This window comes from Mixta tenebrionis (assembly GCF_006517625.1).
Taxonomy (GTDB): Bacteria; Pseudomonadota; Gammaproteobacteria; order Enterobacterales; family Enterobacteriaceae; genus Mixta; species Mixta tenebrionis.
The window spans coordinates 1-23455 of sequence record NZ_VHQI01000003.1 but is presented as its reverse complement, the minus strand read 5'-3'; the positions used below and the strand labels follow the sequence as shown (position 1 = coordinate 23455).

The following is a 23455-nucleotide window of genomic DNA, read 5'->3' as shown; positions in this document are numbered from 1 at the left end:
ATTCACCATTCATTTTCACCTTAAGTGCAGAAGGTTGCACCAGGTCACATTTCAACCGGTTACACCCGCAGCGCAACCGCGAAAGGGTCCTGAATTTCAGGCGAATGCATAACTGGCGAGCTTTTTGCAGCAAGTTCCATGCCGCTTTGCCGGATTTAACAAATCGGCGTTTGTACAGAGTGTTAACAAGCTCACATTTAACACGGTTGCACAAAGTTGCAACATAGGTGATATTGCGCGCTACAAAGGTTTATTTGGCGTTAAGGAGCGTTTAAGGCATGGGAACAACCACTATGGGTGTCAAACTGGACGAGTCCACCCGCGACAGGATTAAACTGGCCGCCAGGCAGATCGATCGCACGCCGCACTGGCTCATTAAGCAGGCCATTTTCAACTACTTACAGCAGCTTGAACAGGGCGCCGAGCCAGCGGAGTTTCCTCTGCAAAACGCCGCCAACGAAGGTGATGAACCGCTGACGGATGAGCCGCATCAGCCTTTCCTTGACTTTGCGGAGCACATTCTACCGCAAACGGTCGCGCGTGCGGCGATTACTTCCGCCTGGCGCCGTCCGGAAACCGAAGCGGTGCCGATGCTGCTGGAGCAGGCGCGCCTGCCCGCGCCGCTGGCGGAGAAAACTCACCAGCTCGCCTGGAAGCTGGCCGACCGGCTGCGGCACCAGAAAGGCGCAGGCGGACGCGCCGGCATGGTGCAAAGCCTGTTGCAGGAGTTTTCTCTCTCCTCGCAGGAGGGCGTGGCGCTGATGTGCCTGGCCGAGGCGCTGCTGCGCATTCCCGATAAGCCGACGCGCGACGCGTTGATCCGCGATAAAATCAGCAACGGCAACTGGCAGTCGCACCTGGGGCGCAGCCCGTCGCTGTTCGTTAACGCCGCTACCTGGAGTCTGCTGTTTACCGGACGCCTGGTCTCTACCCACAACGAAGCCAACCTGTCACGCTCGCTGAACCGCATTATCGGCAAGAGCGGCGAACCGCTGATCCGCAAAGGCGTGGATATGGCGATGCGCCTGATGGGCGAACAGTTTGTTACCGGCGAAACCATTGCCGAAGCGCTGGCCAACGCGCGCAAGCTGGAAGAGAAAGGCTTCCGCTACTCCTACGATATGCTGGGCGAAGCGGCGCTGACCGCCAGCGACGCTAAAGCCTACCTGCTTTCCTACCAGCAGGCGATCCACGCTATCGGCAAAGCCTCCAACGGGCGCGGCATCTATGAAGGCCCCGGCATCTCCATCAAACTTTCCGCGCTGCATCCGCGCTACAGCCGCGCCCAGTACCAGCGCGTAATGGATGAGCTCTATCCGGTATTGAAATCGCTGACGCTGCTGGCGCGCTCTTACGATATCGGCATTAATATCGATGCCGAGGAGGCGGACCGTCTGGAGCTGTCGCTCGATCTGCTGGAAAAGCTCTGCTTTGAGCCGGAGCTGGAAGGCTGGAATGGCATCGGCTTCGTGATTCAGGCCTATCAGAAACGCTGCCCGTTAGTGATCGATGCGTTGATCGATCTGGCGCAGCGCAGCCGCCGCCGCCTGATGATTCGTCTGGTAAAAGGCGCCTACTGGGACAGCGAAATCAAGCGCGCCCAGATGGAGGGGCTGGAGGGCTATCCGGTCTATACCCGCAAGGTTTACACCGATATCTCTTATCTCGCCTGCGCGCGCAAGCTGCTGGCGGTGCCGAATCTAATCTATCCGCAGTTCGCCACCCACAACGCCCACAGTCTGGCGGCGATTTATCATATGGCCGGCAATAACTACTATCCGGGCCAGTATGAGTTTCAGTGCCTGCACGGCATGGGCGAGCCGCTGTATGAACAGGTGGTAGGCAAAAGCGCCGACGGCAAGCTGAACCGCCCCTGCCGCATCTACGCGCCGGTCGGCACTCACGAAACGCTGCTCGCCTATCTGGTGCGCCGCCTGCTGGAAAACGGCGCCAATACCTCCTTCGTCAACCGCATTGCCGATAACACGCTGCCGCTGGATGAGCTGGTCGCCGATCCGGTGCAGCAGGTAGAGCGTCTCGCCGCCAGCGAAGGCGCAATCGGCCTGCCCCACCCGAAGATTCCGCTGCCGCGCGATCTCTACGGCGATGCGCGCCCTAACTCCGCCGGACTGGATCTGGCGAATGAACATCGCCTTGCCTCGCTCTCCAGCGCTCTGCTGAGCAGCGCCGCCCAGCCGTGGCGCGCCGAACCGATGATCGACGGCGAGCCGGGTAACGGCGAAACGCGTCCGGTGATCAACCCGGCCGATCCGACCGATATCGTCGGCGAAGTACGCGAGGCGAACGAGCAGGAAGTGGCGCAGGCGCTGACCGCCGCGGTGAACGCCGGACCGATCTGGTTCGCCACGCCGCCGCAGGAGCGCGCCGCGATTCTGGAGCGCGCCGCGCAGCTGATGGAAGGCGAAATGCAAACGCTGATCGGCATTCTGGTGCGCGAGGCGGGCAAAACCTTTAATAACGCCATCGCCGAAGTGCGCGAGGCGGTCGACTTTCTCTATTACTACGCCGCGCTGGTAGCACGCGATTTTGACAATGAAACCCATCGTCCGCTGGGGCCGGTAGTCTGTATCAGCCCGTGGAACTTCCCGCTGGCGATTTTTACCGGCCAGATCGCCGCGGCGCTGGCGGCGGGCAACAGCGTGCTGGCGAAACCCGCCGAGCAAACGCCGCTGATCGCCGCGCAGGGGATGCGTATTCTGCGCGAAGCAGGCGTACCGGCCGGCGTGATCCAGCTGCTGCCGGGCCAGGGCGAAACCGTGGGCGCTCAGCTAACCGGCGACGAGCGGGTGCGCGGCGTGATGTTTACCGGCTCCACCGCGGTAGCCACGCTGCTGCAGCGCAATATTGCCGGCCGTCTCGATCCGCAGGGGCGCCCGACGCCGCTGATCGCGGAAACCGGCGGCCTGAACGCGATGATCGTCGATTCTTCGGCGCTGACCGAACAGGTGGTGCTGGATATCGTCTCCTCCGCCTGGGACAGCGCCGGACAGCGCTGTTCGGCGCTGCGTCTGCTCTGCATTCAGGAGGACGTGGCTGACCATACGCTGAAAATGCTGCGCGGCGCGATGATGGAGTGCCGCATGGGCAACCCGGAGCGTCTCTCAACCGATATCGGCCCGGTAATCGACGCCGAAGCGAAAGAGAATATCGAACGCCATATTCAGGCGATGCGCGCCAAAGGGCTGACGGTGTTCCAGGCCGCGCAGGAGAACACCCAGGATCGCAAGGAGTGGTCTCAGGGCACCTTTATCATGCCGACGCTGATTGAGCTGAACAGCATCGACGAGCTGGATAAAGAGATTTTCGGCCCGGTACTGCACGTGGTGCGCTTTACGCGCAGCGAGCTGCCGCAGCTGGTAGAGCAGATTAACGCCGCCGGTTACGGCCTGACGCTCGGCGTACATACCCGCATCGATGAAACCATTAATCAGGTAACGCAGCGCGCCAAAGTCGGCAACCTCTACGTCAACCGCAATATGGTCGGCGCGGTAGTCGGCGTGCAGCCGTTCGGCGGCGAAGGGCTGTCGGGCACCGGCCCGAAAGCGGGCGGCCCGCTCTACCTTTATCGTCTGCTCAGCTGGCGTCCGGAAAACGCGCTGCAGGCGACGCTGGATCGCCACGACGCCGCGCAGGCGCTGGACGTCACGCTGCGCCCGGCGCTGCTTGAGGCGCATCGGGCGTTAAGCGTCTGGGCCAAAGCGAAACCGCAGCTGGCGGATCTGTGCCAGCGCTATGAGCAGCTGGCGCAGGGCGGCACGGTGCGCCTGCTGCCTGGCCCTACCGGCGAGCGCAACAGCTATACGCTGCTGCCGCGCGAGCGCGTGCTCTGTCTGGCCGATAATGAAGAGGATGCGCTGATTCAGCTGGCGGCGGTGACCAGCGTCGGCAGTCGCGCGCTGTGGCAGGATGACGAGCTGCACCGCAAGCTGGCGCAGTCGCTGCCGGAAGCGGTGCGGGCGCGTATCGACTTCGCGCGCGATCCGCTGGCGCCGGAACAGACATTCGACGCGGTAATCTATCACGGCGATGCCGATCGGTTGCGGCTGCTGTGTCAGCAGGTGGCGGCACGCGATGGCGCGATTGTTTCAGTGCAGGGCTTCGCCCGCGGCGAAACCAATCTGCTGCTGGAGCGTCTGCTGCTGGAGCGTGCGCTGAGCGTGAACACCGCGGCGGCGGGCGGCAACGCCAGCCTGATGACTATCGGCTGACGTCCCCGGCAGAAAGCCATCACGTTATTGATGATCGGGCCACCTTCAGCGTTGAAGGTGGCTTTTTACTTTCCAGAGCTATAGCGAACAAGGCGATAAACCGCCCTTATTCCGACGCGGCTGCTTCCCCTTCCCCTTTACGCGCCATAGAAATGGAATAGATGCCCCAGGGATCCATGCGCTGTTTTATTTTGATAAAACCGGCCTGACGAATCAGGCGATCCAGCTCCTGCTGGGTGCGGCGTCTCAGCACCCACAGTTTCCCATCCCGGTTGCGGGTCATGACGCGCGCCATATATTCATGTCTGGGATGCCAGGGTATGCCTGTATACACCAGTATCCCGCCCGGCTCCAGCGCATCATAAACCCCTTTCATTGAATTAAGCACCATCGCGTTATCATCAAACAGCTCATAAAATCCTGAGGCGACCGCCAGCGTTCGATCGCGCGGCAGCGTGGCTAACGCGTCAGGCGCAAAGGCATCGCCTTTTTCATAGGTTATTTTGTGGCCTAACGATTTTTCTGCGATCAGCTGATTCACAAACTCGACGTTACGGCTGTCGTAATCACGCATTAAAACGTGATCGATACGCGCCATTAAGCTGTCGCTCAGTTCAAAAATATAGCGTCCGTGTCCGGCGGCCACGTCCAGCAAATTAACTTTTTTGCCCGCGTCGGTCAGAAGCCCTATCGCCGTAGTAATATGCTCATGCACCCATTTTTTCCTGGCCCTGGCCCCCTGCCAGGGCACGCTGTTCAGGTAGGCGCGATCGATGCGCTGCGCCAGCCAGCTACCGCCGCTCGGCTGATTCTGGTAAATATAATCAAGCATCGCCCCGGAATCGAACCCCTGACGCAGACCGATTTTAATCCCGACGGAGAACTGGCCGGCAATAAGCAACGCCGCTTTATTGAGCTGCCAGTAGCAACGCCGCAGCAGGTGACTTTCCGGCTGCATCAGCCTGTAATTTTCCTGCCAGGTATAACCCGTGCTATCCGCCTGTAATAAAAATGAATAGTCCCGATCCTCGGCTCTGGCGCTGCCAAGAAAATTAATAATCTCCTGAGTAAACAGGCGGCTAGCCCCGGAGGCGTTTTTATTGATAATCACCTGCTTCTTTTTTAAACTCCCCAGTCGCTCATAAAACGCGCTATCGGCGGCGTTCGGTTGCCTGGATGCCACCAGCAGGGTCGGCGTATAGATAGCGACGGAATCCGTGTGAAATTTTTTTAGCGTGTAGTCATCAATCTCTTTGCCAGGGCTGGTGTGGTAAAGCTTTTCCGCCTCTGGCAGGACTGGCGTCGGGCAGTACAGGATTAGGCTTTTAATTTGCGGCGCGTAGTCGTGTACCCAGGCAGCAAGCCGCAGCGCCATCGTGTCACAGGAAATAAAGGTCATAGTGTTAAGGTTATCGGGCGACCGGGCGACCAGCTCTTCATAACAGGCGTTAATAATCGTTGCGGTGCTGTTTTCAATGTCCTGCGATGAAGGTTGGTGCTGCGACAGGTTTAGGCTGTAAACCTGCATGCCCTGATTAATTAAATTCAACGTAATTTCATCAACAAAGTCTTTGTTATTGCCTTCATGAACAAAAACTATTGTTTCCTCGTTGAATGAGTTCGCTGGCGCGTAGTGGTTTATTGCGATGGTCTCACCGCTATCCAGCCTGAGATGATAAAGTTCCATGTTACCGTCCATGATTCGACATATCCTTAGCGGGCAGCCATTTACCAGACGCTGTCGGCGAATAATAGCAGGCCGCCCTCAGTTCTCGCTGCGCCGGTGGCGCATCGGGTTATACAGCAGAAAGTTTTTAGCGGGCGTCGCGTTACGCTGCCCGGCGCCGTTTAATTTCCTCAAGGATTTTAGCGCGGAGCAACGGCTCCCATTCGCTATCCCATTTCTCAACGAAATAATGAATTTTGCTGTTTATTTGCGGATCGTTGGCATTAAAGCCGACGGCAACCATACGGTTTTTCGCGGGCAGCCGGAACGCTATTTGCCGCACGGAAACGTCTGCACCTAACTCTCTGGCGACAAACAGCGTGGCGTTAATAATCCGCCGCGTCAGTATGTCGGCGTTATTGAGATAATCATCCACCTCTTTCTGCGTCCACAGTTTTTCACCATAAATCGTCTCATAGGTTTCAATGGAAACATGACAGTGTTCCATCTCTTCAGCGTAGTGATAGCCAAACAGATAAAGCACGCCGAGGTTCTGCGATTGATTGATAATGTGAGTGATTTTGCCCTTATCAAACAGGTTTTCGAAGAATGAAAACGCCGCCATACAGACTTCCGTTTCAAAGATGGCGATGCTTTTTAACGCCTCACGAAAATGCGGGCTGTCGAGCGTCATGCCTTTCGCGGCATCCCCTTCAATGCCCGCAATAATCGGCTCCACAAACTCTTTATAAGTGGGATACATAAAGTCATAAACGCGGGGATGGTATTTCTCCCTGGCGGGAGGAAGATATTTTTTGGTCATAAACAAATTAAGCATCTTATGTGCCGCCGCGTGTCTCCGCTCCTGGGAGATAAAAGTATGGAAGCGGTCATCCTCAAAAGCGCTATTTTTAACGAAGCGATCGTAATACTTGCTTATCGCATCGCCATAAAACTCAAAAAATTCCAGCAAATAGGAGGTGCCCAGGCCAACCAGCGAAAAAACAGCATCAGGAGACCAGTGATAGTTAAACTGTCCGTTGAGATCCATTACCTCAAAGACTTCTTTCGGTACTATTCTGAGTTTCATTATTTCATCCTGTTTAAACAGAGAGACCGCCATCAATTACCAGCGTTTGCCCGGTAATATGTTCACCGCCGGGGCCAAATAAGAAAGAGACCATGTTGGCTACGTCAGCCGGCTGACCAAATTTCTTTAACGCCGTCTGGCCGGTCAGCGCCTTACGCTTTTTATCCGGCAGCGCGGTCAACATATCGGTTTCAATCGGGCCTGGCGCGATGCAGTTCACGCGGATCTGAAACAGCCCTACTTCTCTGGCTAAGCTTCTTGTCAGCCCCGCCTGGGCGGCTTTGGTCGCTGAATAGACGCTTTGCCCGGCATTGCCTCGCAGCCCGGCCACCGAGCCGATATTAATAATCGCGCCCTGACCGGCCTGTATCATGGCGGGTAGCAGACTACGGATGGTGTAAAACACCGAGTTAATATTGATATCCATTACCTCCTGCCACTCGCTAACCTCGGTATTAATCAGCAGCTTGTCTTTGCTGATACCGGCGTTATTCACGATGCCAAAAGGCGCGCCAAATGCCTGCAATAATCGCTCGCAAAGGTCTTTTACCGCCGCGTGATCTCTGACATCGCAGCAATAGCAGCGACAGGAAAGCCCCTTGTTATCAAGCGATTGCACCAGCTTCTCGGCCTTCTCCTGATTAGTATGCCAGGTGAAGATAACGCTGTAGCCTTCTTCAGCCAGCCGTCTGACTATCTCAGCGCCGATGCCACGGCTGCCCGCCGTCACAAAAATCCATTTTTTGTTCGTCATTGCTTTACCGTTTGTTGATTGCCCGATTTTGTGCCTCGAAAGCCCTGGTAATACTGCCCATTGATGCCTGGTACAGTAGCTTATCCCGACGATAAATCTGGTAGTTAAGCAGGCTATAGACCGAATAGTCCTCTTTCACAACGTCCTGATCCTCATAATAAAAGGTCAGATCGTTCAGATCCGCACAGTCGTAGGTCAGGATATCTTCGGTAATGAAAATATCCTGATCGACCTGAAAGGTGACGACTTTGCTTTTGTCCGGTTCAAGGGTAATTTTTTGCGCCTTAGCATAAAAAGGATCGCCGTTTTGATATTTAAAACAGACGCTGAAAAGCAAGGCATCCATAATCATCCAGCTATAACCCGCCTCCGGGTAGAGCGCCTGATAGAGCTGGATCTGCTTTTCCAGGAAAGGACGATCTATCGCGATATTATGTTTAGCCTGTACGATATCGGTTTCGCCTTTTTCGGGGCTGGCGCGCCCGGTAATACAGCAGCAGCCATTAATATCGTGAACCTTCAGGTGATGCTCATCATTTTTCCTGGAGATTAAGTAGATAATTTCTTTATCCCGATAAACTGGCTCCTTCAGGTAAAACTTTATCCTGCTGGGACCGCCGATATACTGGGTTAACGCTTTCTTGGCATCCTGTAACACCAGCATGCCCTGCACAATTACCCCGTTTAAACCATTTTTTTTGGCGATCTCTTCATCAAAGTGGACTTTATTATGATCGCCTGAAAAGTAAGCCCATTCGCTTATTTGATCCTGAGAAAAACTAGTCGTCATCGGAATGCCCCTTTATGACCAGGCAGCTGTTTGCCCCGCCAAACCCATAATTTACGTTGATTACATGCTCTAACCGCTGGTTATAAAGGTGATGGTTAGGAACATAATTAAGGTCGCACTGTGGATCGGGCGTGTGATAGTTAATCGTGGCGGGCACTATCTTGTCCTGAATGCTTTTTATACAGAACAGCGTTTCTATCGCACCCGCAGCGGCAATAAGATGACCGGTATAAGATTTGGTGCTGCTCACCGGAATCTGCCAGATCGCCTCACCGAATACCTGCTTCAGCACCTCGGTTTCGTTGGCATCATTCATCGGCGTTGAAGTGCCGTGGGCGTTGATATAATCGATCCGATCGGGTGGTAACCCGGCCTGCTTAAGCGCCTGCGTAATGGTGGTAACCCTGCCGGTAAGATCGGGCGCGGGCGCGGTAAGATTGACATAGGCGTCGCTATGGTTGGCATAGCCCACAATCTCACCGAGAATAAGCGCATTTCTTTGAAGAGCGTGCTCGCGCGACTCCAGACAGATTATCGCGCCGCCCTCCGCTAGGATAAACCCGCTGCGCTCCTTGCTGAAAGGACAACATGCTTTATGCGCATCTTCCTGCTCTTTGCTCAGCGCGCCCAGCACATCAATTGACCACATTGGGAAAGGAGTAAGCGTGCTTTCCGCCCCCCCGGCCAACATCATCTTCATCCTGCCGCTTTTAATTATTTCGTACGCCTCGCCAACGGCAATACTGCCCGTGGCGCAGGCGGCAACCGGCGTGCTCTGATATCCTTTAAGATTCCAGTTAATGGCGATCGCTGCGGTAGCGATGCCTGGCATGGTATGGAAACAGCTCTGGATAGATGGCGTGCCTTCGTGCCAGGCGAAGTAATTGGCCGCGGTGTTATCAAAACCGCCCCAGCCGGTGCCAACGATGGCTCCGCATTCGGTATCCGCATAATAATCCTGCGGCGATCCGCCTTCGCTGAAGGCCATCTCTACCGCCTCCTGAGCGGCGATCAGCGCCAGCTGGGCAAAACGCGGCGTGTTTTTCAGGATCCTTTTTGAAAAGCGCCCGGTATCCAGCGGCTGATTTATTTTGCCAAAAAAACGGGCATTGACATTTTTTGGCGGGTCTTCCAGTTTCGCATAACCTAACCGTTTATCTAAAATACCCTGCCAGATAGCCTGCGCATTACTTCCCAGCGCACATATAGCGCCATAACCTGTTACAACCACTCTATTCATGGGCGCCCACTCACTGCACAGTCGCCATATTTTTCTTTGAAGAACTGTAACAGATCGCCGTAGGTACGCGGCTGCACTTCCGTCAGCGCATTCAGATCGACGTCGATATTTAGCTCTCTTTTAATGGCGACCTGAATAGAAAGAAAATCGAGGCTGGCAAGCCCGATATCCTCAATCAGCGTATCGCTGACCAGTTTATTAATATCAAAGTCGGTTAACTCATCGATCTGTTCTTTAATAATACGTTCGAAGCTCATTATCTTTCCTTTCATTGCCAGTTAGATGGGGTATAACCCATAATAAAAGCTATCTTCTGCCCGGTGCGGTAACGCCTGTTTTCGGCTGGCGGAAGATAGCGATAACGCCCTGAAATGCCTGGAGATCAGAGCGAGATCTTCTTTTCGCGTCGTTGACGGCGCACGGATAGCACGATGAATGGACAGATCGCTGGAACAGGAACCACATTTGCCGTGATTAACGCTGGCGCAGAATTATTGCCTGAAAAATAATTCCGGTTTTAAGGAAATGAAATACCGATGGCATGAAGGTACACAGACGGGAATAATGTCTTTTATTTTAACGTCCTTTCTTTTATCCCTTACAGGGAAAGGTTACGCGCATTGTACGGCGTCCATGCCGCTGGTTTTTATTTCCATGTGGTTATTCTATTACTGATCAAACATCCTTATTTAGTTCGCTATCCATATATATCAAAATATATTTAATTTTGATCGCCTGGCGGTTAACTGAGAAACCAATAAGTAACTGGAAAGAAAAAACTTCATATCACCCTTTACAGGTAGATAAGCAGTGATGTATCAAAGAAGCAGCATTATATTAATATTGGTTAACAAAGAGACTGGATAATGATAAATAAGACCGCGCATGTCTAATCGTTTTTTCTGTTTAATAATGCGATATTGATAGGCGAATAACTAAATTAAGCGCAATATTCGAAAAAACAACCGTTCAAAAACGGGAAATATGGAAGATGTACGGAAGGAATATGAATTATTAATTTTTTGGATATTAACTATCGCGAATTGGATAACCGTTTTACTATGTTAAAAACATTTACTTTTTTAATTATTATTTCCCATTTATTTACTGTCGCGCATGGTCATAATATTGCCGCGCCGTTAGCGCGACAATATTAATCAGTCATATCAGACGTCAAACTTCATACGCAGCAGGCGCGGATAGATAAACAGCGATTTCCCCAGCCCCTTGTTCAATAGCTTCCATACTGCGATAGAGCAAAGCGAACAGAGCGCCACCATGCCAATCGGGAAGGCCGTCGCCCACAGCAGCGAGAACAGCGCGGAATTAAACAGCTGGTGATCGAGCGCGAACAGAATAGCCGTCATGCCGAAATATTCAATAAAGATGCGGTGCAGCACGTAAATTTGCAGCGTATTTTTACCGATCCAGTTCATCCACGTCATGCTAAAGCGGGCATTCAGCGTCCGGCACAGCGCGATACAGGCGAGAATGGTTAAGGTGCAGAGAAACAGGTTCTTTTCCAGTCCCAGCAGCAGGTGCGCCCCCGCCAGCACGCCCAGCCCCAGCCAGGGCAGGAAGTTGCTTTTACGCCATTCGCTCAGCGCGATTACCTGCGCGCTCCAGAAAGCGCCCATAATAAAATAGATGAAATATTGCGACAGGCTTTCCGGCCCCCAGCCGGGAATAATTTTTTCCACCGCAGCGTAGTTCAACAGCACCGCCGTGATAATCAGCGGTAGCCGCTGCCGACGAAACAGCTTGGCGAACAGGAAAAACAGCCCCAGCGCATAGAGATACCACGAGCTGCTCATCGCCATCAGCATCAGTGAAACAAACTCCTGCGGCGATTCGGCATAGGAAGAGTTAATATTGCTGGAGATGCGATGATGCGTTATTTCCGAGGAGATGCCATAAATTGAAAACCACTGAATAACGCCCCAGAGAATATAGAGATAAAACAGGTTGGTTACCCGGCTGGTAAATACCGCCTGCCACGGTTTATCATTAATTGCGCGCGCCGCCAGCATCCCGGAAACGAAAAAGAAAGCGGGCATACGCAGCGGCGACAGCACGGTATTAAACGCCATCCAGATATGAGCGGGAAAACTCCCTGCCGTCAGGTATTTTAGCGTGCCTTCAAACCCCGGCAGCACCACATGGTATAATACAACCAGCAGGATACATCCGCCTTTCAGCGTGTTCACCCACCTTATTTCTTCACTTTTTTTATTGTTCATTGCTGTTGTTTCCTGCTGTGTGGTAGGAAAAAAATGGCTGGTCAGCCAGATCAGGATTATTAACGCTGCAGGAAACAAAAGGCTGTAGCTTTTATCTTAAAAAAAATAACCGGCCCTGACGGCAAAAAGAAAAGGTGCGAGCGGTGCGAATAAAAACGGGCGTTCGGCATTACCGAACGCCCATAGCGTCATAATATTTAAGACTAACCCGGCGTACGCCAGGCCAGCTATTGGCTGAGAAACTTCTCCAGAAACTGGCGGGTGCGCGCCTGCTGCGGCTGCGCAAACAGCTCTTTCGCCGGCCCCTGCTCAACAATCCGCCCCTGATCCATAAAGATGGCGCGATCGGCGACGTCACGGGCAAAGCTCATCTCGTGAGTGACGATTACCATGGTACGCTTCTCCTGCGCCAGCGAACGAATGGTGTTTAACACCTCGCCTACCAGCTCCGGATCCAGCGCCGAAGTCGGCTCATCAAACAGAATTACCTGCGGGCGCATCGCCAGCGCGCGCGCGATCGCCACGCGCTGCTGCTGGCCGCCGGAAAGCCGGCGCGGATAGCTGTTCTCTTTACCCTGCAACCCTACCTTTTCCAGCAGCGCGCGCGCGCGGGCAATCGCCTCCGCTTTCGGCTCTCCCTTAACGATCACCGGGCCTTCGATGATATTTTCCAGCACCGAGCGGTGCGGAAACAGGTTAAAACTCTGGAAAACGAAGCCTACCTGCTGCCGCAGCTGGCGCACGCGCTCTTTCTGCCTGCTGAGCGACTGCGCCGCGTCGATTTCAATAGCGCCTACCTTAATGGTGCCGCTGTTCGGCTCTTCCAGCAGGTTGATGCTGCGCAGCAGCGTGGTTTTGCCCGAACCGCTGGGACCGATAATCGCCACCACTTCGCCGGAGGCCACCTCCAGATCGATGCCGTGCAGCACCGTCTGACCGTTAAACTGCTTCACCAGTTTTTTCACTTCAATGGCGCTCATTTTTCCTCCCGATCCTGTCGGTTAACCCACGCTTCCAGCCGGTTTTGCAGCGCCGACAGCACCGTCGCCATGATCCAGTAGATCAGCGACGCCGCCAGATACATGGTGAACACTTCCAGCGTGCGCGAGGTGATCAGCTGCGCCTGGCGAAACAGCTCCGGCACCTGAATGGTGGCGGCCAGCGAGGTATCTTTCACCAGGCTGATAAAGCTGTTGCCCAACGGCGGCAGTGCGGTTCGCGCCGCCTGCGGCAGCACCACGCGACGCAGCGTCTGCCAGCGCGTCATGCCGATGCTCGCCGCCGCCTCCCACTGCCCGCGCTCAATAGCGGCGATAGCGCCGCGCAGCGATTCAGAGGCATAGGCCGCGGTGTTCAGCGACAGGCCGATCATCGCCGAGGGGATAGGATCGAGTTCAATACCGAACTGCGGCAGGCCGTAGTAGATCATAAACAGCTGAGCGATCAGCGGCGTGCCGCGAAAGATCGAGACATAGATACGCGCCAGCCAGGCGACAGGCCAGAAGGCGGAGAGCCGCATCAGCGCCAGCACAAAGCCCAGCACCAGCCCGAAGAACATGCCGCCGATGCTGAGCTGTAAGGTGAAAACCGCGCCCTTCAATAAAAAAGGTGCTGAATCCAGCACCAGTTGGATACTCTCTTGCATTATTTAGTGACGTCCGCGCCAAACCATTTGTCAGAAATTTTGTTCAGCGAGCCATCTTTCTGCATCTCCGCAATCGCCTGATTAATGGCGCTCAGCAGATCCTCGTTGCCCTTACGCAGCGCTACGCCCGCTTCCTGACGCGAGAACGCCGGACCGGCTGCCGCCATAGTGTTGCCGGTTTTTTTCACCAGATCCAGCGCCGCCAGGCGATCGACCAGGATGGCGTCAAGACGGCCGGAACGCAGATCCTGATATTTGGTCGGATCGTCATCGTAGGTACGGATATCTACGCCCTGCACGTTAGCGCGCAGCCACTCTTCATAGTTAGTGCCGAGGCCGACGCCCACTTTTTTACCCGCCAGATCCTGCGCTTTGCTGATGCTGCCCTCTTTATCTTTGCGGGTCAGCGCCTGGATGCCGGAAACGGTATAGGGCGTGGAGAAGTCATATTTTTTCTTGCGCTGGTCAGAGATGGTCACCTGATTGATCACTACGTCGATGCGCTTCGAATCCAGCGAGGCCAGCATCCCGTCCCACTTGGTCGGCTTCAGGCTGGCCTTTACGCCAAGGTGCTGCGCCAGCGCCTCGGCGAACTCTACCTCAAAGCCGGTCAGTTTGCCGCGCTCATCCTGGAAGCTGAACGGCGGATAGGTGCCCTCCAGCCCCACCAGCAGGCTGCCGCGCTCTTTAACCTTGCTCAGCAGATTTTCCGCCGCAAAGGTTTTCATATTGACGCCAGCCACCAGCGCCACCGCCATGACGCCCAGCACCAGCTGACGACGTACCTGAGAGAAGATCATATTAACCCCGTTTATTGTTGGATTGTGTGCAAACTGCCTGCCGGCGCGACGCCGACAGGCAAAGCCAGGCGATCAGGCTAACTGCTTTCGCCGCAGAGCGCGTCGGCGGCAAAAGACGATAAAACAGACTGATTATAAACTCTTTTCGCCTTTTCGATTAGACGGAAGGATAATAAGCAAATAACGCCGGCGCGCCGCCGGTATGCACAAACAGCAGCGGCCCTTCGCGGCGGAAACGCTGCCGGCTGATGCCGTCGATCAGTCCCGCCATCGCTTTGCCGGTATAGACCGGATCGAGCAGGATGCCCTCCAGCCGCGCCAGCAGTTTTACCGCTTCCATACCTTCTTCATTCGGCATGCCGTAACGCGGCGCGAAATAGTCATCCCAGAGAGTAATGTCGGCGCGGCTGTCGCTGTGCAGCAGCCCGTCCAGATTTTGTCGCAGCGTCTGCACCAGCGGCAGCTGATCGGCCGCCTTACGTGACACCGTCACGCCAACCAGTTCGCTATCGGGCAGCAGCGCCTCCAGACCCACCGCCAGCCCGGCGTGGGTGCCGGCGCTGCCGGAGGCTACCACCACGGCGGCGAAATCCACCACGCCTTCGCTTTGATGGGCGATCTCCTGCGCGCAGGCGGCGTAGCCCAGCGCCCCCAGCGCGTTCGATCCGCCCACCGGCACGACATAAGGCCGGAATCCCTGCGCCTCCAGCCGGATACGCGCCTCTTCCAGCTGCTGCGCCGGAGCATGCAGCGCTTCTACCATTTCCACTTCACAATCGAACAGATCGAGCAGCAGACGGTTGCCGTTGCTGAGATAGTTTTCCGCCTGGGTAGCGATCGGGTTTTCCAGCAGCGCCAGGCACTTCAGCCCCAGCTTCGCCGCTACCGCCGCGGTTTGCCTTACGTGGTTGGACTGAATCGCCCCGGCGGTAATCAGCACGTCCGCCCCTTCGCGCAGCGCGTCCGCCGCCAGAAATTCCAGTTTGCGCAGCTTGTTGCCGCCGAGCGCCAGCGGCGTGACATCGTCACGCTTGATAAAGATATCGCGTCCCAGGTAGTCAGAAAGACGCGGCAAATGTTCCAGCGGCGTCGGCGCGCCGATCAGCTCAAGACGGGGAAATTGGTTAAGGTTAGACAGGGACAAGGCAGCCTCCACGCGCACAGGTTGATGGCTACAGTGTTGCAGAAGTTGCGGCGGCGATCTATGGGCAGTTGGTGCGACAGCGCGTTGATTTAGCGCGCTTGCAGAAAAATCAGCGCGGCACGGATGAAATCCCACCCGTGCCTGACGCCTAGTTACGCTGCCAGCCTAAAAACTGATCGTATTTGCGCAGGGCGATACGATAATTATTATTGCCGGCGTCCGGTAAATCATGCTCCAGACATTCGTGCCAGCTGCCGCCGCGTAATTTTTCCGCCGGATAGTTTTTCGCCGACAGCATATCGTCCAGACGACGCAGGCGAACCACATATTCGCGGATGGTGCTGTGGCTCATTTCGGTCTGTTCAAACAGGTACTGTTTAAACGCCATAATGTCAAAATAGTTGGGATGGGTATTACAATAAATATCGCTGCAAAACCGACACAGCGCGGTCAGTTCATTTTGTAATTTAAGCCAGACCTGATCGTCAATCGGCTGGTCCATCCGGGAAATAGCTTCTTTATTGATAATCTGTCCGCGAAAGACCAACGCCATTCTGTCGAGAACTTTACCGCAGTGCGAGCAATTACTTTGGCTGTGTTTATAATCTTTAAGATAACGGCTTAATGGCCTCGTTTTTAGTTTGGTTCCCATTGAGGAGACCCCCGGTTATATGTCCTCGAAAGCGAGAGCTAACGCTGTCAGCGCGCTCCCGTTAACCGGGCGCGCAGGCGTTTGATCGCCTGACTGTGCAGCTGGCTGACGCGGGACTCGCCCACCTCTAACACGGCGCCAATCTCTTTCAGGTTCAGCTCTTCCTGGTAATACAGTGTCAGCACCATTTTTTCGCGTTCGGGCAGCGCCTCGATCGCTTCAATGACGCGTTCACGCAGATTCCCTTCCATCAGCTGGTGCAGCGGGTTAGCGTCTTCATGCCCTTCCGTCACCAGTTCCGCACTGTCGCCATGCTCTTCGCGATATTCGTCGTAGGAGAAAAGCTGGCTGTTATTGGTATCCAGCAAAATCTGACGGTACTCCTCCAGCGAAACATTGAGCTGCTTAGCGACCTCCTGCTCCGATGCGGCCCGCCCCAGCATCTGTTCGCACTGGTGCATGGCGCTCGCCACCTCGCGTGCGTTACGACGCACGCTGCGCGGCGCCCAGTCGCGGCTGCGCAGCTCATCCAGCATGGCGCCGCGAATGCGCTGTACGGCGTAGGTGGTAAAGGCAGTGCCCTGGAGCGCATCGTAACGCTCCACGGCATTCAGCAGCCCAATGCCTCCGGCCTGCAGTAAATCGTCCAGCTCAACACTTGCGGGCAGCCGCACCTGCAGGCGCAACGCCTCATGGCGTACCAGCGGTACATATCGCTGCCACAGCGAATGCTTATCCATCACGCCGTCGGCGGTATAGAGATCGTTCACTTTGACTACCCTGCGTTAGTTACGTTATCGGCATGATTATCCGGTTCTGTAGGGTGATCGATTGGCGGAATAGGGATAAAAAAGACGGGTTATTTCGAAAATGTGTGTGACCACTATCGGCGCAACGCCGTTAAGATCACATCTTCCGCGCGGGCGACGCCGGAAAAGATTTTAGCCGCGCGCCGGCTGTCGCAGGCGCCTGCCGCGCGAAAACGCACGCTTTGCTTAAGCGGTACGCCGAAAATTGCAACAGCGCCCAGGGCTGCGCCTGGCGCGTCAGCCCCCGGTTTTGCCTGATTATCGGCCGCCCGCCGCTTTTCCTTAGCCGTGCGCCGTTATCCGCAATAAAGCCTCTGCTTTGCCTCTTTATTTGCGCCATTGCCGAATCAGGCGAGGCGTAATCTTTAGCCCATGCCCTGAAAGGCCCCTGTTTATTGCTACATCGAGACTCTGTATGAAAGGTATCGTACTCGCCGGAGGCACGGGCTCCCGGCTGCATCCGGTCACCTGCGGCGTATCCAAACAGCTGCTGCCGGTGTATGACAAACCGATGATCTACTATCCGCTCTCCGTGCTGATGCTGGCGGGCATTAACGAGATTCTGGTTATCACCACGCCGGAAGATCTTCCGGCTTTCCGGCGGCTGCTGGGCGATGGCGGGCAGTTCGGCATTCGGCTGCAGTTCGCCGTGCAGCCCAGGCCTGAAGGGCTGGCGCAGGCGTTTATCATCGGCGAGGATTTTCTGGCGGGCGACCGCTGCGCGCTGGTGCTGGGCGACAACATCTTCTTTGGCCAGAGCTTTGCGAAAAAACTGGAAGAGGTCAGCGTCCGCAACCACGGCGCCACGGTGTTCGGCTATCAGGTTATGGACCCGGAGCGCTTCGGGGTGGTGGAGTTTAACCACCGGATGCAGGCCATTTCGCTGGAGGAGAAACCCGCACAGCCCAAATCAAACTACGCGGTTACCGGCCTCTATTTCTACGACCGCCACGCGTGCGCGATGGCCAGAGAGATCAAGCCCTCGGCGCGCGGCGAACTGGAGATCACCACCCTGAATCAAATGTATCTGGAGGATGGCCTGCTGTCGGTAGAGCTGCTGGGCCGCGGCTTCGCCTGGCTGGATACCGGCACGCACGACAGCCTGCTGGAAGCCTCGCACTTTATTCATACCATTGAGAAGCGCCAGGGTTTTAAGGTGGCCTGCCTGGAAGAGATCGCCTGGCGCAAGGGCTGGCTGAGCGCTGCGGCGCTACGCGAACGAGCGCGCGATCTCGGCAAAACGCAATATGGCGCCTATCTGCATCAGCTTCTGGTGGACCCATGAAAGTTATCGCTACGCGCATTGAGGATGTCAAAATTATCGAGCCTGCGGTCTACGGCGACGCGCGCGGCTTCTTCCTGGAAACCTTTGAAAAACGCCGCTATCAGCAGCTGCTGAATATCGAGGCGGAGTTCGTTCAGGATAACTACTCCCGCTCCGCCCGCCACGTGCTGCGCGGGCTGCACTATCAAAAAACCCGCCCGCAGGGCAAGCTGGTGCGCGTAGTGCGCGGCGAAGTGTTTGACGTCGCCGTGGATATTCGCCCCGCATCGCCAACCTTCGGCCAGTGGCAGGGCGTCATTCTGTCGGAAGAGAATAAGCGCCAGTTCTGGATCCCGCCCGGCCTGGCGCACGGCTTTGTGGTGCTCTCGGCCGTGGCGGATTTTGAATATAAATGTACCGACTACTATCAGCCGCAGGATGAGGTTTGCCTGCGCTGGAACGACCCGACCATCCATATCGACTGGCCGGTTGCCGCGCCGCTGCTGTCGGAAAAAGATCAACAGGGATTACTTCTGACGGAGTTGATGCCATGCGCATACTGTTAACCGGCGCCTATGGTCAGCTGGGCCGCTGCCTGCTGGATCGTTTTCCCGCCGGCTGGGTGATGCTCGCCTGCGGTTCGGCGGAACTGGATATTACCGATCGCCCGGCGGTGGATCGCATCGTACGGCGCTTTCGTCCGCAGGTAATTATGAACGCCGCCGCCTATACCGCCGTCGATAAGGCGGAGATCGATCGCATCCGGGCGATGAAGGTCAACGCGCTGGGGCCGGAAAATCTGGCGCGGGCGGCGCGTGAAGCAGGCGCGCAGCTGATCCATATCTCTACCGATTACGTTTTCGACGGCGGCCGCAGCGCGCCCTACAGCGAGAGCGATCTCCCCTGCCCGATTAACTTTTACGGCCTGAGCAAGTGGGAGGGTGAAAAGCGCGTACAGGCGATGCTGCCGCAGGCGATTGTGATCCGCAGCTCCTGGGTGTTCAGCGAATATGGCGGCAATTTTGTGAAAACCATGCTGCGCCTGGCACAGAGCCAGGAGACGATCCGCGTGGTCGACGATCAGCGAGGCTGCCCAACCTATGCCGGCGATCTGGCGGCGATGATGATTCGCCTGGCGTCCGATGCCACGGCGGCAGGCATTTACCACTACAGCGGCGATAAGGCGGTAAGCTGGTATGAATTTGCCCAGACGATATTCGGCCATTTCCAGGCGCTGACCGGCAATCCGGCGCTTTCCCGCCTGCAGCCTGTCAGCAGCCGCCACTATCCGCAGGCGGCGCCGCGTCCCGCCAGCGCGGTGCTGGGCAGCCTGCGCCAGGCCGATGCCGCCCCCGGCGACTGGCAGCGCGCCCTGAGCAGGCTGGCGGAGCTGCTGATTCAGGAAAACGCGCGCTATCCCAACGTCATTTAAAGGCAGCCACGGCGCCGTTCCTCAGGAGCGGCGCTGAAGCCTTACTCCGCCAGCCAGGCGTGACGCCATTCCTCCAGCCCCTCGGCACGCAGCATCCAGTGCTGGTGCACCGCCGCCCGCAGCGCGTCGCCCATTTTTGCCGTCATCTCCATATCGGCAAGGTGCATACGGATCGCGGACATCCACGCTTTAAAGCGGTTATCCACCAGGGTAACCGGCAAGCCGCACTGGTAAGGCTCAATGCGCGTGGCGATAATCGGCACGCCGCAGGCGCCAATCTCCAGCAGCCGCAGGTTGCTTTTGCAGACGTTGAAGTGGTTAATCTCCAGCGGCACCAGCGCCAGATCGAGGTTCAGGCTGGCGAGCTTTTCCGGGTAGAGATCGAAAGGCACGCCGGTATGGAATTCGCAGCGCACGCCTTCCGGCTTCATGCCCATAAACACCCACTCCACCTCATCCTGCAGCGCCTGGATCAGCGGACGAATAATCTCCAGATCGCCGGTATGGCTGCCGCCGCCCGCCCAGCCGACGCGAATTTTTTTACCGGTACGGCGCTGGCTCATTAGCGCGCCCCACTGATCGATCGCCAGCCGGTTCTGCGCCACGCGAATATCGTGATGGAAATCGGCATACGCTTCCGCCAGCGGCCAGGTCGAAACCACCACCCGATCCGCCTGCTCCATTACGCGGCGCAGCGCTTTGACGATATGCTGTGGAAACTTGTGCTTTAAGGCGCTTTTTACCGGCAGATTAGGCAAAAAGTCATCATATTCAACGATAATACGCGCAGCGCACTGCTGGCGGTACTGCCGCATCAAATCGGGAAAGCCGACGCCGGAGGGCAGCTGCAACAGAATGGCGTCCGGCTGCATCTCCGCCACTTCCAGCGCCTTCGGCGCGCCGCAGTACAGCCCGCCTTCAGTAAAGACATTCTCCTCCAGCGCTTTCCAGGGCTGAATCACGCGGTGGTTGCCGCAGCCGTACCAGCCGGAATGCGCCGCCATAAAGCGCGGCAGCGGACGCCCCGGCAGCGACGGAAAAATGCGCGCCATCTGTTCGGAAACGGTGAACGGTTCGCCATATTTCGCCATCAGCGGATGATAGCGTCTGTCCTGAGTCAACGCGTGACGCCATTTCGCTAACAGCCGCTGCTGCGCCTCCTCCTGCGCCAGCGCGGCCGCGGCTTTCTCCTGCGTCAGCAGCAGCGTCGCGCCGCCCATATGCAGTACGCTGCACTCCGGCGTCCAGCTGACCACATAGCCGTTCGCCTGCAGCTTCAGGCAGTAATCGACATCGGCGTAAAACAGCGCGAAGGCCTCTTCATCCAGCCCGCCCGCCTCATGGAATAAGGCGGTGCGGGTTAGCAGGCAGGAGCCGGAAACCGCCGAGACATTATGGGTGACGCTGAGATAGTGCAGATAGCCTGCCTCGTCGGCGGCGCTGAACTCAAAAGGATTAACCACGCCGCGCTGAATGCCGGTCAGATAGCCGCCATGCTGTACCCGTCCGTCACGAAAGCAGAGCTTCGGCCCCACCGCGCCCACCTCCGGCCGCTGAGCGATGCTCATCAGCGTCGCCAGCCAGGCGGGATCCTGCACCTCGCAGTCATTATCAAGCAGCAGCAGATAGCTGCCGCGCGCCTGCGTTGCCGCCAGGTTAATCATCGCCGCATAGTTAAAGGCGGCGGGATAATCGATCACGCGCAGCGTGCCAGGCTCCAGCGTCCGCAGCTGCGCCAGATAGCTGACCGCCTCTTCCTCAGTCGATCCGTTATCCACCACGATAATTTCCAGCTGCCGCCAGCGGGTATGCTCTGCCAGACTTTCGATGGCGTTTTTCAGCAGCGCGGCATTATCTTTGCTGGGGATAATCACCGTCACCGCCGCGCTCTCATCCAGCGGATAGCGGGTGCGGCAGATCCCCTGAGCCTCATCGCTGACTACCGTCGCCGCCAGGCCAAAACGTTGATAGTGGCGCGTCAGATTATGCTGCGCCGCCGCCAGCAGCGCGGGCTGACGCTTCCAGTGGTTAAACGCCAGCGGCGCTTCCACCAATACTTCAGGAATAGCGGCAAGCGCCTGCATCCCTTCGCTCTCGATAAACTTCCACGCCAGATCGTAGTGCGCCAGCGGCGCCCAATCGCTCTCGCTGCCGCCTGCCGCCTGCGCCGCGCGCATATCCAGCGACAGCACCGCACCCGCATAGGGAAAGCTGCGCAGCAGATCGAGGTTACAGCCGGGACGCAGCACGATCTGCTGTTGCTCCCTGCTCTGATAGTAAATTTCATCGCAGTAGAAGGCGCGGGTCTGCGGCGCACGCAGATGATATTCAGCAAAGGTAAGCAGCGCATGCGGCAGCAGCCGCCAGCCTGCGGGCATTACCAGCAGCCACTCCAGCGCTCCGCTCTGCGCCAGCAAATTGAGGCTGGTGCGGTTATCATGCGGCAGCAGATTGATCTGCGGCGCCAGCGCGGCGTGCCGCCAGCGTCCGTCAGGATCGGCAACGCAAATTACCTGCGCCGGCAGCCGCTGCTGCGCCAGCGAATCCAGACTACGTTCCAGCGCCACGCGGTCATTATCGCCGTCCAGAATCAACACGCCGATACGGCCGTTGTCGGCGGCGGCAAGGAAACTCTTCAGAATATTTTCACGCGTGACGCTGGGGCTGCGCTGCTGGAGCCACTTTTCAATGTTGTAATCATCTTCAAGGTTACCGATACAGATTTTGCTGTGTAGCGCAAGCTGACGCAGCGCATCCTCGCTTAATGGCGCAATTTGACGCGGCGGTTCCGCCAGCGCCGCCAGCAGCCGGGGCAGCGCCTCGTTTGCCCGTGCGTCCAGCGTCGCCTGCGCTTCATCAGCCTGGCGCGGCCCGTCGTCCAGAGCCGACGTTACCGTGTCACGCGACGAAACGGCCTGCTGCGGCGGCGCATCGGGAAGCGAAAAACAGAGCGTTTGCAGCCGCGCAGGATCGATCCCTTCCGCGAGCAGGCACTCAGCAACCCAGGGCGTCCAGGCGAACACCTGGCTGGCCAGCTGGTTTTCCAGCGCGCTATCCAGCTCGGTTTCACACAGCCTGCTGTAACCGAAATGGTGGAAGATAAAGCGCGTTTGCAGCGTGTTTTGTTCCAGCTGCGTAATTAACGCGGCGCTGAGATAGCCTTTAAATACCAGCACCGCATGGTACTCTTCCTCCGGCTGCTCCCTTTCACCCAGCGTCAGCTGAAGCTGGCCTGCCTGACGGTAACGGGCCAGCGCCTGCTGCACGCCGTGGCTACAGCGCCAGGTCGCCAGTTCAGTCTGATAACCGGCCGCAATAAGCGCCCCAATCGCCGTTACGATATAGCTGGACTGTTCATTAAAGCTATCCAGTGCATCGGCACTGATTAAAATCTTTTTCATCTTTTCCGCCATATGACGCCGCACGGATACGCAGCGGCTGAATATACCTCTCCCTATTTTCCGATGAGCACAGCTAAACAAAGCGTGAAACAGCGCGGTGGTTACGACGTTTTTTTTGCCATAAAAAAAGCCCTCATGGGGAGGGCCTCAGACTAAACGCGGGAGCAAAGGCACGTTACTGAAAAAGCGGAAGCGACGCGCCGGTAAGCAAAGCGTCCCGCGCCACGGACGGCGCGGGACGAGCCGGCAGGGAAGCCTTTATGGCGTCTTTGCGCGCCGGCCTTCGCTTCCGCAAGGGC

At 56.6% G+C, this 23455-nt stretch carries 18 protein-coding genes; 4 read left to right on the top strand and 14 right to left on the bottom strand.

The window, feature by feature from the left end:
• Window positions 1-278: 278 nt before the first annotated feature.
• Entirely contained in the window at window positions 279-4229 is a 3951-nt protein-coding gene (putA, locus tag FKM52_RS05640) for a trifunctional transcriptional regulator/proline dehydrogenase/L-glutamate gamma-semialdehyde dehydrogenase (protein ID WP_141175234.1), read from the top strand.
• 106 nt (window positions 4230-4335) lie between these two features.
• Here the strand turns inward: putA and FKM52_RS05635 are convergent, their stop codons facing one another.
• The 13 genes from FKM52_RS05635 to FKM52_RS05575 all read right to left on the bottom strand — a co-directional run bounded on the left by FKM52_RS05635 (window position 4336) and on the right by FKM52_RS05575 (window position 17020).
• A complete protein-coding gene (locus tag FKM52_RS05635; RefSeq protein ID WP_141175233.1) occupies window positions 4336-5928 on the bottom strand; it encodes a class I SAM-dependent methyltransferase family protein in 1593 nt (530 codons plus the stop codon).
• Between the two features lie 130 nt (window positions 5929-6058).
• Window positions 6059-6985, bottom strand: coding sequence for a metal-dependent hydrolase (locus FKM52_RS05630; protein ID WP_160250096.1), 927 nt, complete (start codon window positions 6983-6985; stop codon window positions 6059-6061).
• 13 nt (window positions 6986-6998) lie between these two features.
• Window positions 6999-7739, bottom strand: coding sequence for an SDR family oxidoreductase (locus tag FKM52_RS05625; protein ID WP_141175231.1), 741 nt, complete (start codon window positions 7737-7739; stop codon window positions 6999-7001).
• 4 nt (window positions 7740-7743) lie between these two features.
• Window positions 7744-8529, bottom strand: coding sequence for a MaoC/PaaZ C-terminal domain-containing protein (locus tag FKM52_RS05620; RefSeq protein ID WP_141175230.1), 786 nt, complete (start codon window positions 8527-8529; stop codon window positions 7744-7746).
• Window positions 8519-9769, bottom strand: a complete 1251-nt coding sequence (locus tag FKM52_RS05615) for a beta-ketoacyl-[acyl-carrier-protein] synthase family protein (protein ID WP_141175229.1) — start codon at window positions 9767-9769, stop codon at window positions 8519-8521. Before FKM52_RS05615 ends, FKM52_RS05620 begins: the two co-directional genes overlap by 11 nt.
• A complete protein-coding gene (locus FKM52_RS05610; protein ID WP_181407895.1) occupies window positions 9766-10026 on the bottom strand; it encodes an acyl carrier protein in 261 nt (86 codons plus the stop codon). The genes FKM52_RS05615 and FKM52_RS05610 overlap by 4 nt, the downstream gene beginning before the upstream one ends.
• 909 nt (window positions 10027-10935) lie before the next feature.
• Window positions 10936-12009, bottom strand: a complete 1074-nt coding sequence (locus FKM52_RS05605) for an acyltransferase family protein (RefSeq protein ID WP_141175227.1) — start codon at window positions 12007-12009, stop codon at window positions 10936-10938.
• A 227-nt stretch (window positions 12010-12236) separates the two neighbouring features.
• Window positions 12237-12989: an L-cystine ABC transporter ATP-binding protein TcyN gene (gene tcyN / locus FKM52_RS05600; RefSeq protein ID WP_141175226.1), complete on the bottom strand. Its 753-nt coding sequence runs from the start codon at window positions 12987-12989 to the stop codon at window positions 12237-12239.
• Window positions 12986-13654 (bottom strand): cystine ABC transporter permease, encoded by a 669-nt coding sequence (tcyL, locus tag FKM52_RS05595; protein ID WP_141175225.1) that lies wholly within the window; start codon window positions 13652-13654, stop codon window positions 12986-12988. Before tcyL ends, tcyN begins: the two co-directional genes overlap by 4 nt.
• Complete coding sequence (gene tcyJ, locus FKM52_RS05590; RefSeq protein WP_141175224.1) at window positions 13654-14454, bottom strand: cystine ABC transporter substrate-binding protein; 801 nt, start codon at window positions 14452-14454, stop codon at window positions 13654-13656. The genes tcyL and tcyJ overlap by 1 nt, the downstream gene beginning before the upstream one ends.
• Before the next feature lie 157 nt (window positions 14455-14611).
• Window positions 14612-15598, bottom strand: coding sequence for a D-cysteine desulfhydrase (locus FKM52_RS05585; protein ID WP_141175223.1), 987 nt, complete (start codon window positions 15596-15598; stop codon window positions 14612-14614).
• Window positions 15599-15746: 148 nt separating this feature from the next.
• Window positions 15747-16250, bottom strand: a complete 504-nt coding sequence (gene fliZ, locus FKM52_RS05580; RefSeq protein ID WP_141175222.1) for a flagella biosynthesis regulatory protein FliZ — start codon at window positions 16248-16250, stop codon at window positions 15747-15749.
• Window positions 16251-16297: 47 nt separating this feature from the next.
• Window positions 16298-17020 (bottom strand): RNA polymerase sigma factor FliA, encoded by a 723-nt coding sequence (locus tag FKM52_RS05575; protein WP_141175221.1) that lies wholly within the window; start codon window positions 17018-17020, stop codon window positions 16298-16300.
• 454 nt (window positions 17021-17474) lie between these two features.
• Here FKM52_RS05575 and rfbA point away from each other — a divergent pair, with 454 nt between their 5' ends.
• Genes rfbA through rfbD form a run of 3 tightly spaced genes read left to right on the top strand, consistent with a single transcriptional unit; the run spans window position 17475 to window position 19755 of the window.
• Window positions 17475-18344: a glucose-1-phosphate thymidylyltransferase RfbA gene (gene rfbA, locus FKM52_RS05570; RefSeq protein ID WP_141175220.1), complete on the top strand. Its 870-nt coding sequence runs from the start codon at window positions 17475-17477 to the stop codon at window positions 18342-18344.
• Window positions 18341-18889, top strand: coding sequence for a dTDP-4-dehydrorhamnose 3,5-epimerase (gene rfbC / locus FKM52_RS05565; protein ID WP_141175219.1), 549 nt, complete (start codon window positions 18341-18343; stop codon window positions 18887-18889). Before rfbA ends, rfbC begins: the two co-directional genes overlap by 4 nt.
• Window positions 18874-19755, top strand: coding sequence for a dTDP-4-dehydrorhamnose reductase (gene rfbD / locus FKM52_RS05560; protein WP_141175218.1), 882 nt, complete (start codon window positions 18874-18876; stop codon window positions 19753-19755). Before rfbC ends, rfbD begins: the two co-directional genes overlap by 16 nt.
• A gap of 41 nt (window positions 19756-19796) precedes the next feature.
• Here rfbD and FKM52_RS05555 read toward each other — a convergent pair whose 3' ends face one another.
• Window positions 19797-23156, bottom strand: a complete 3360-nt coding sequence (locus FKM52_RS05555) for a glycosyltransferase (RefSeq protein WP_181407894.1) — start codon at window positions 23154-23156, stop codon at window positions 19797-19799.
• Window positions 23157-23455 lie beyond the last annotated feature (299 nt).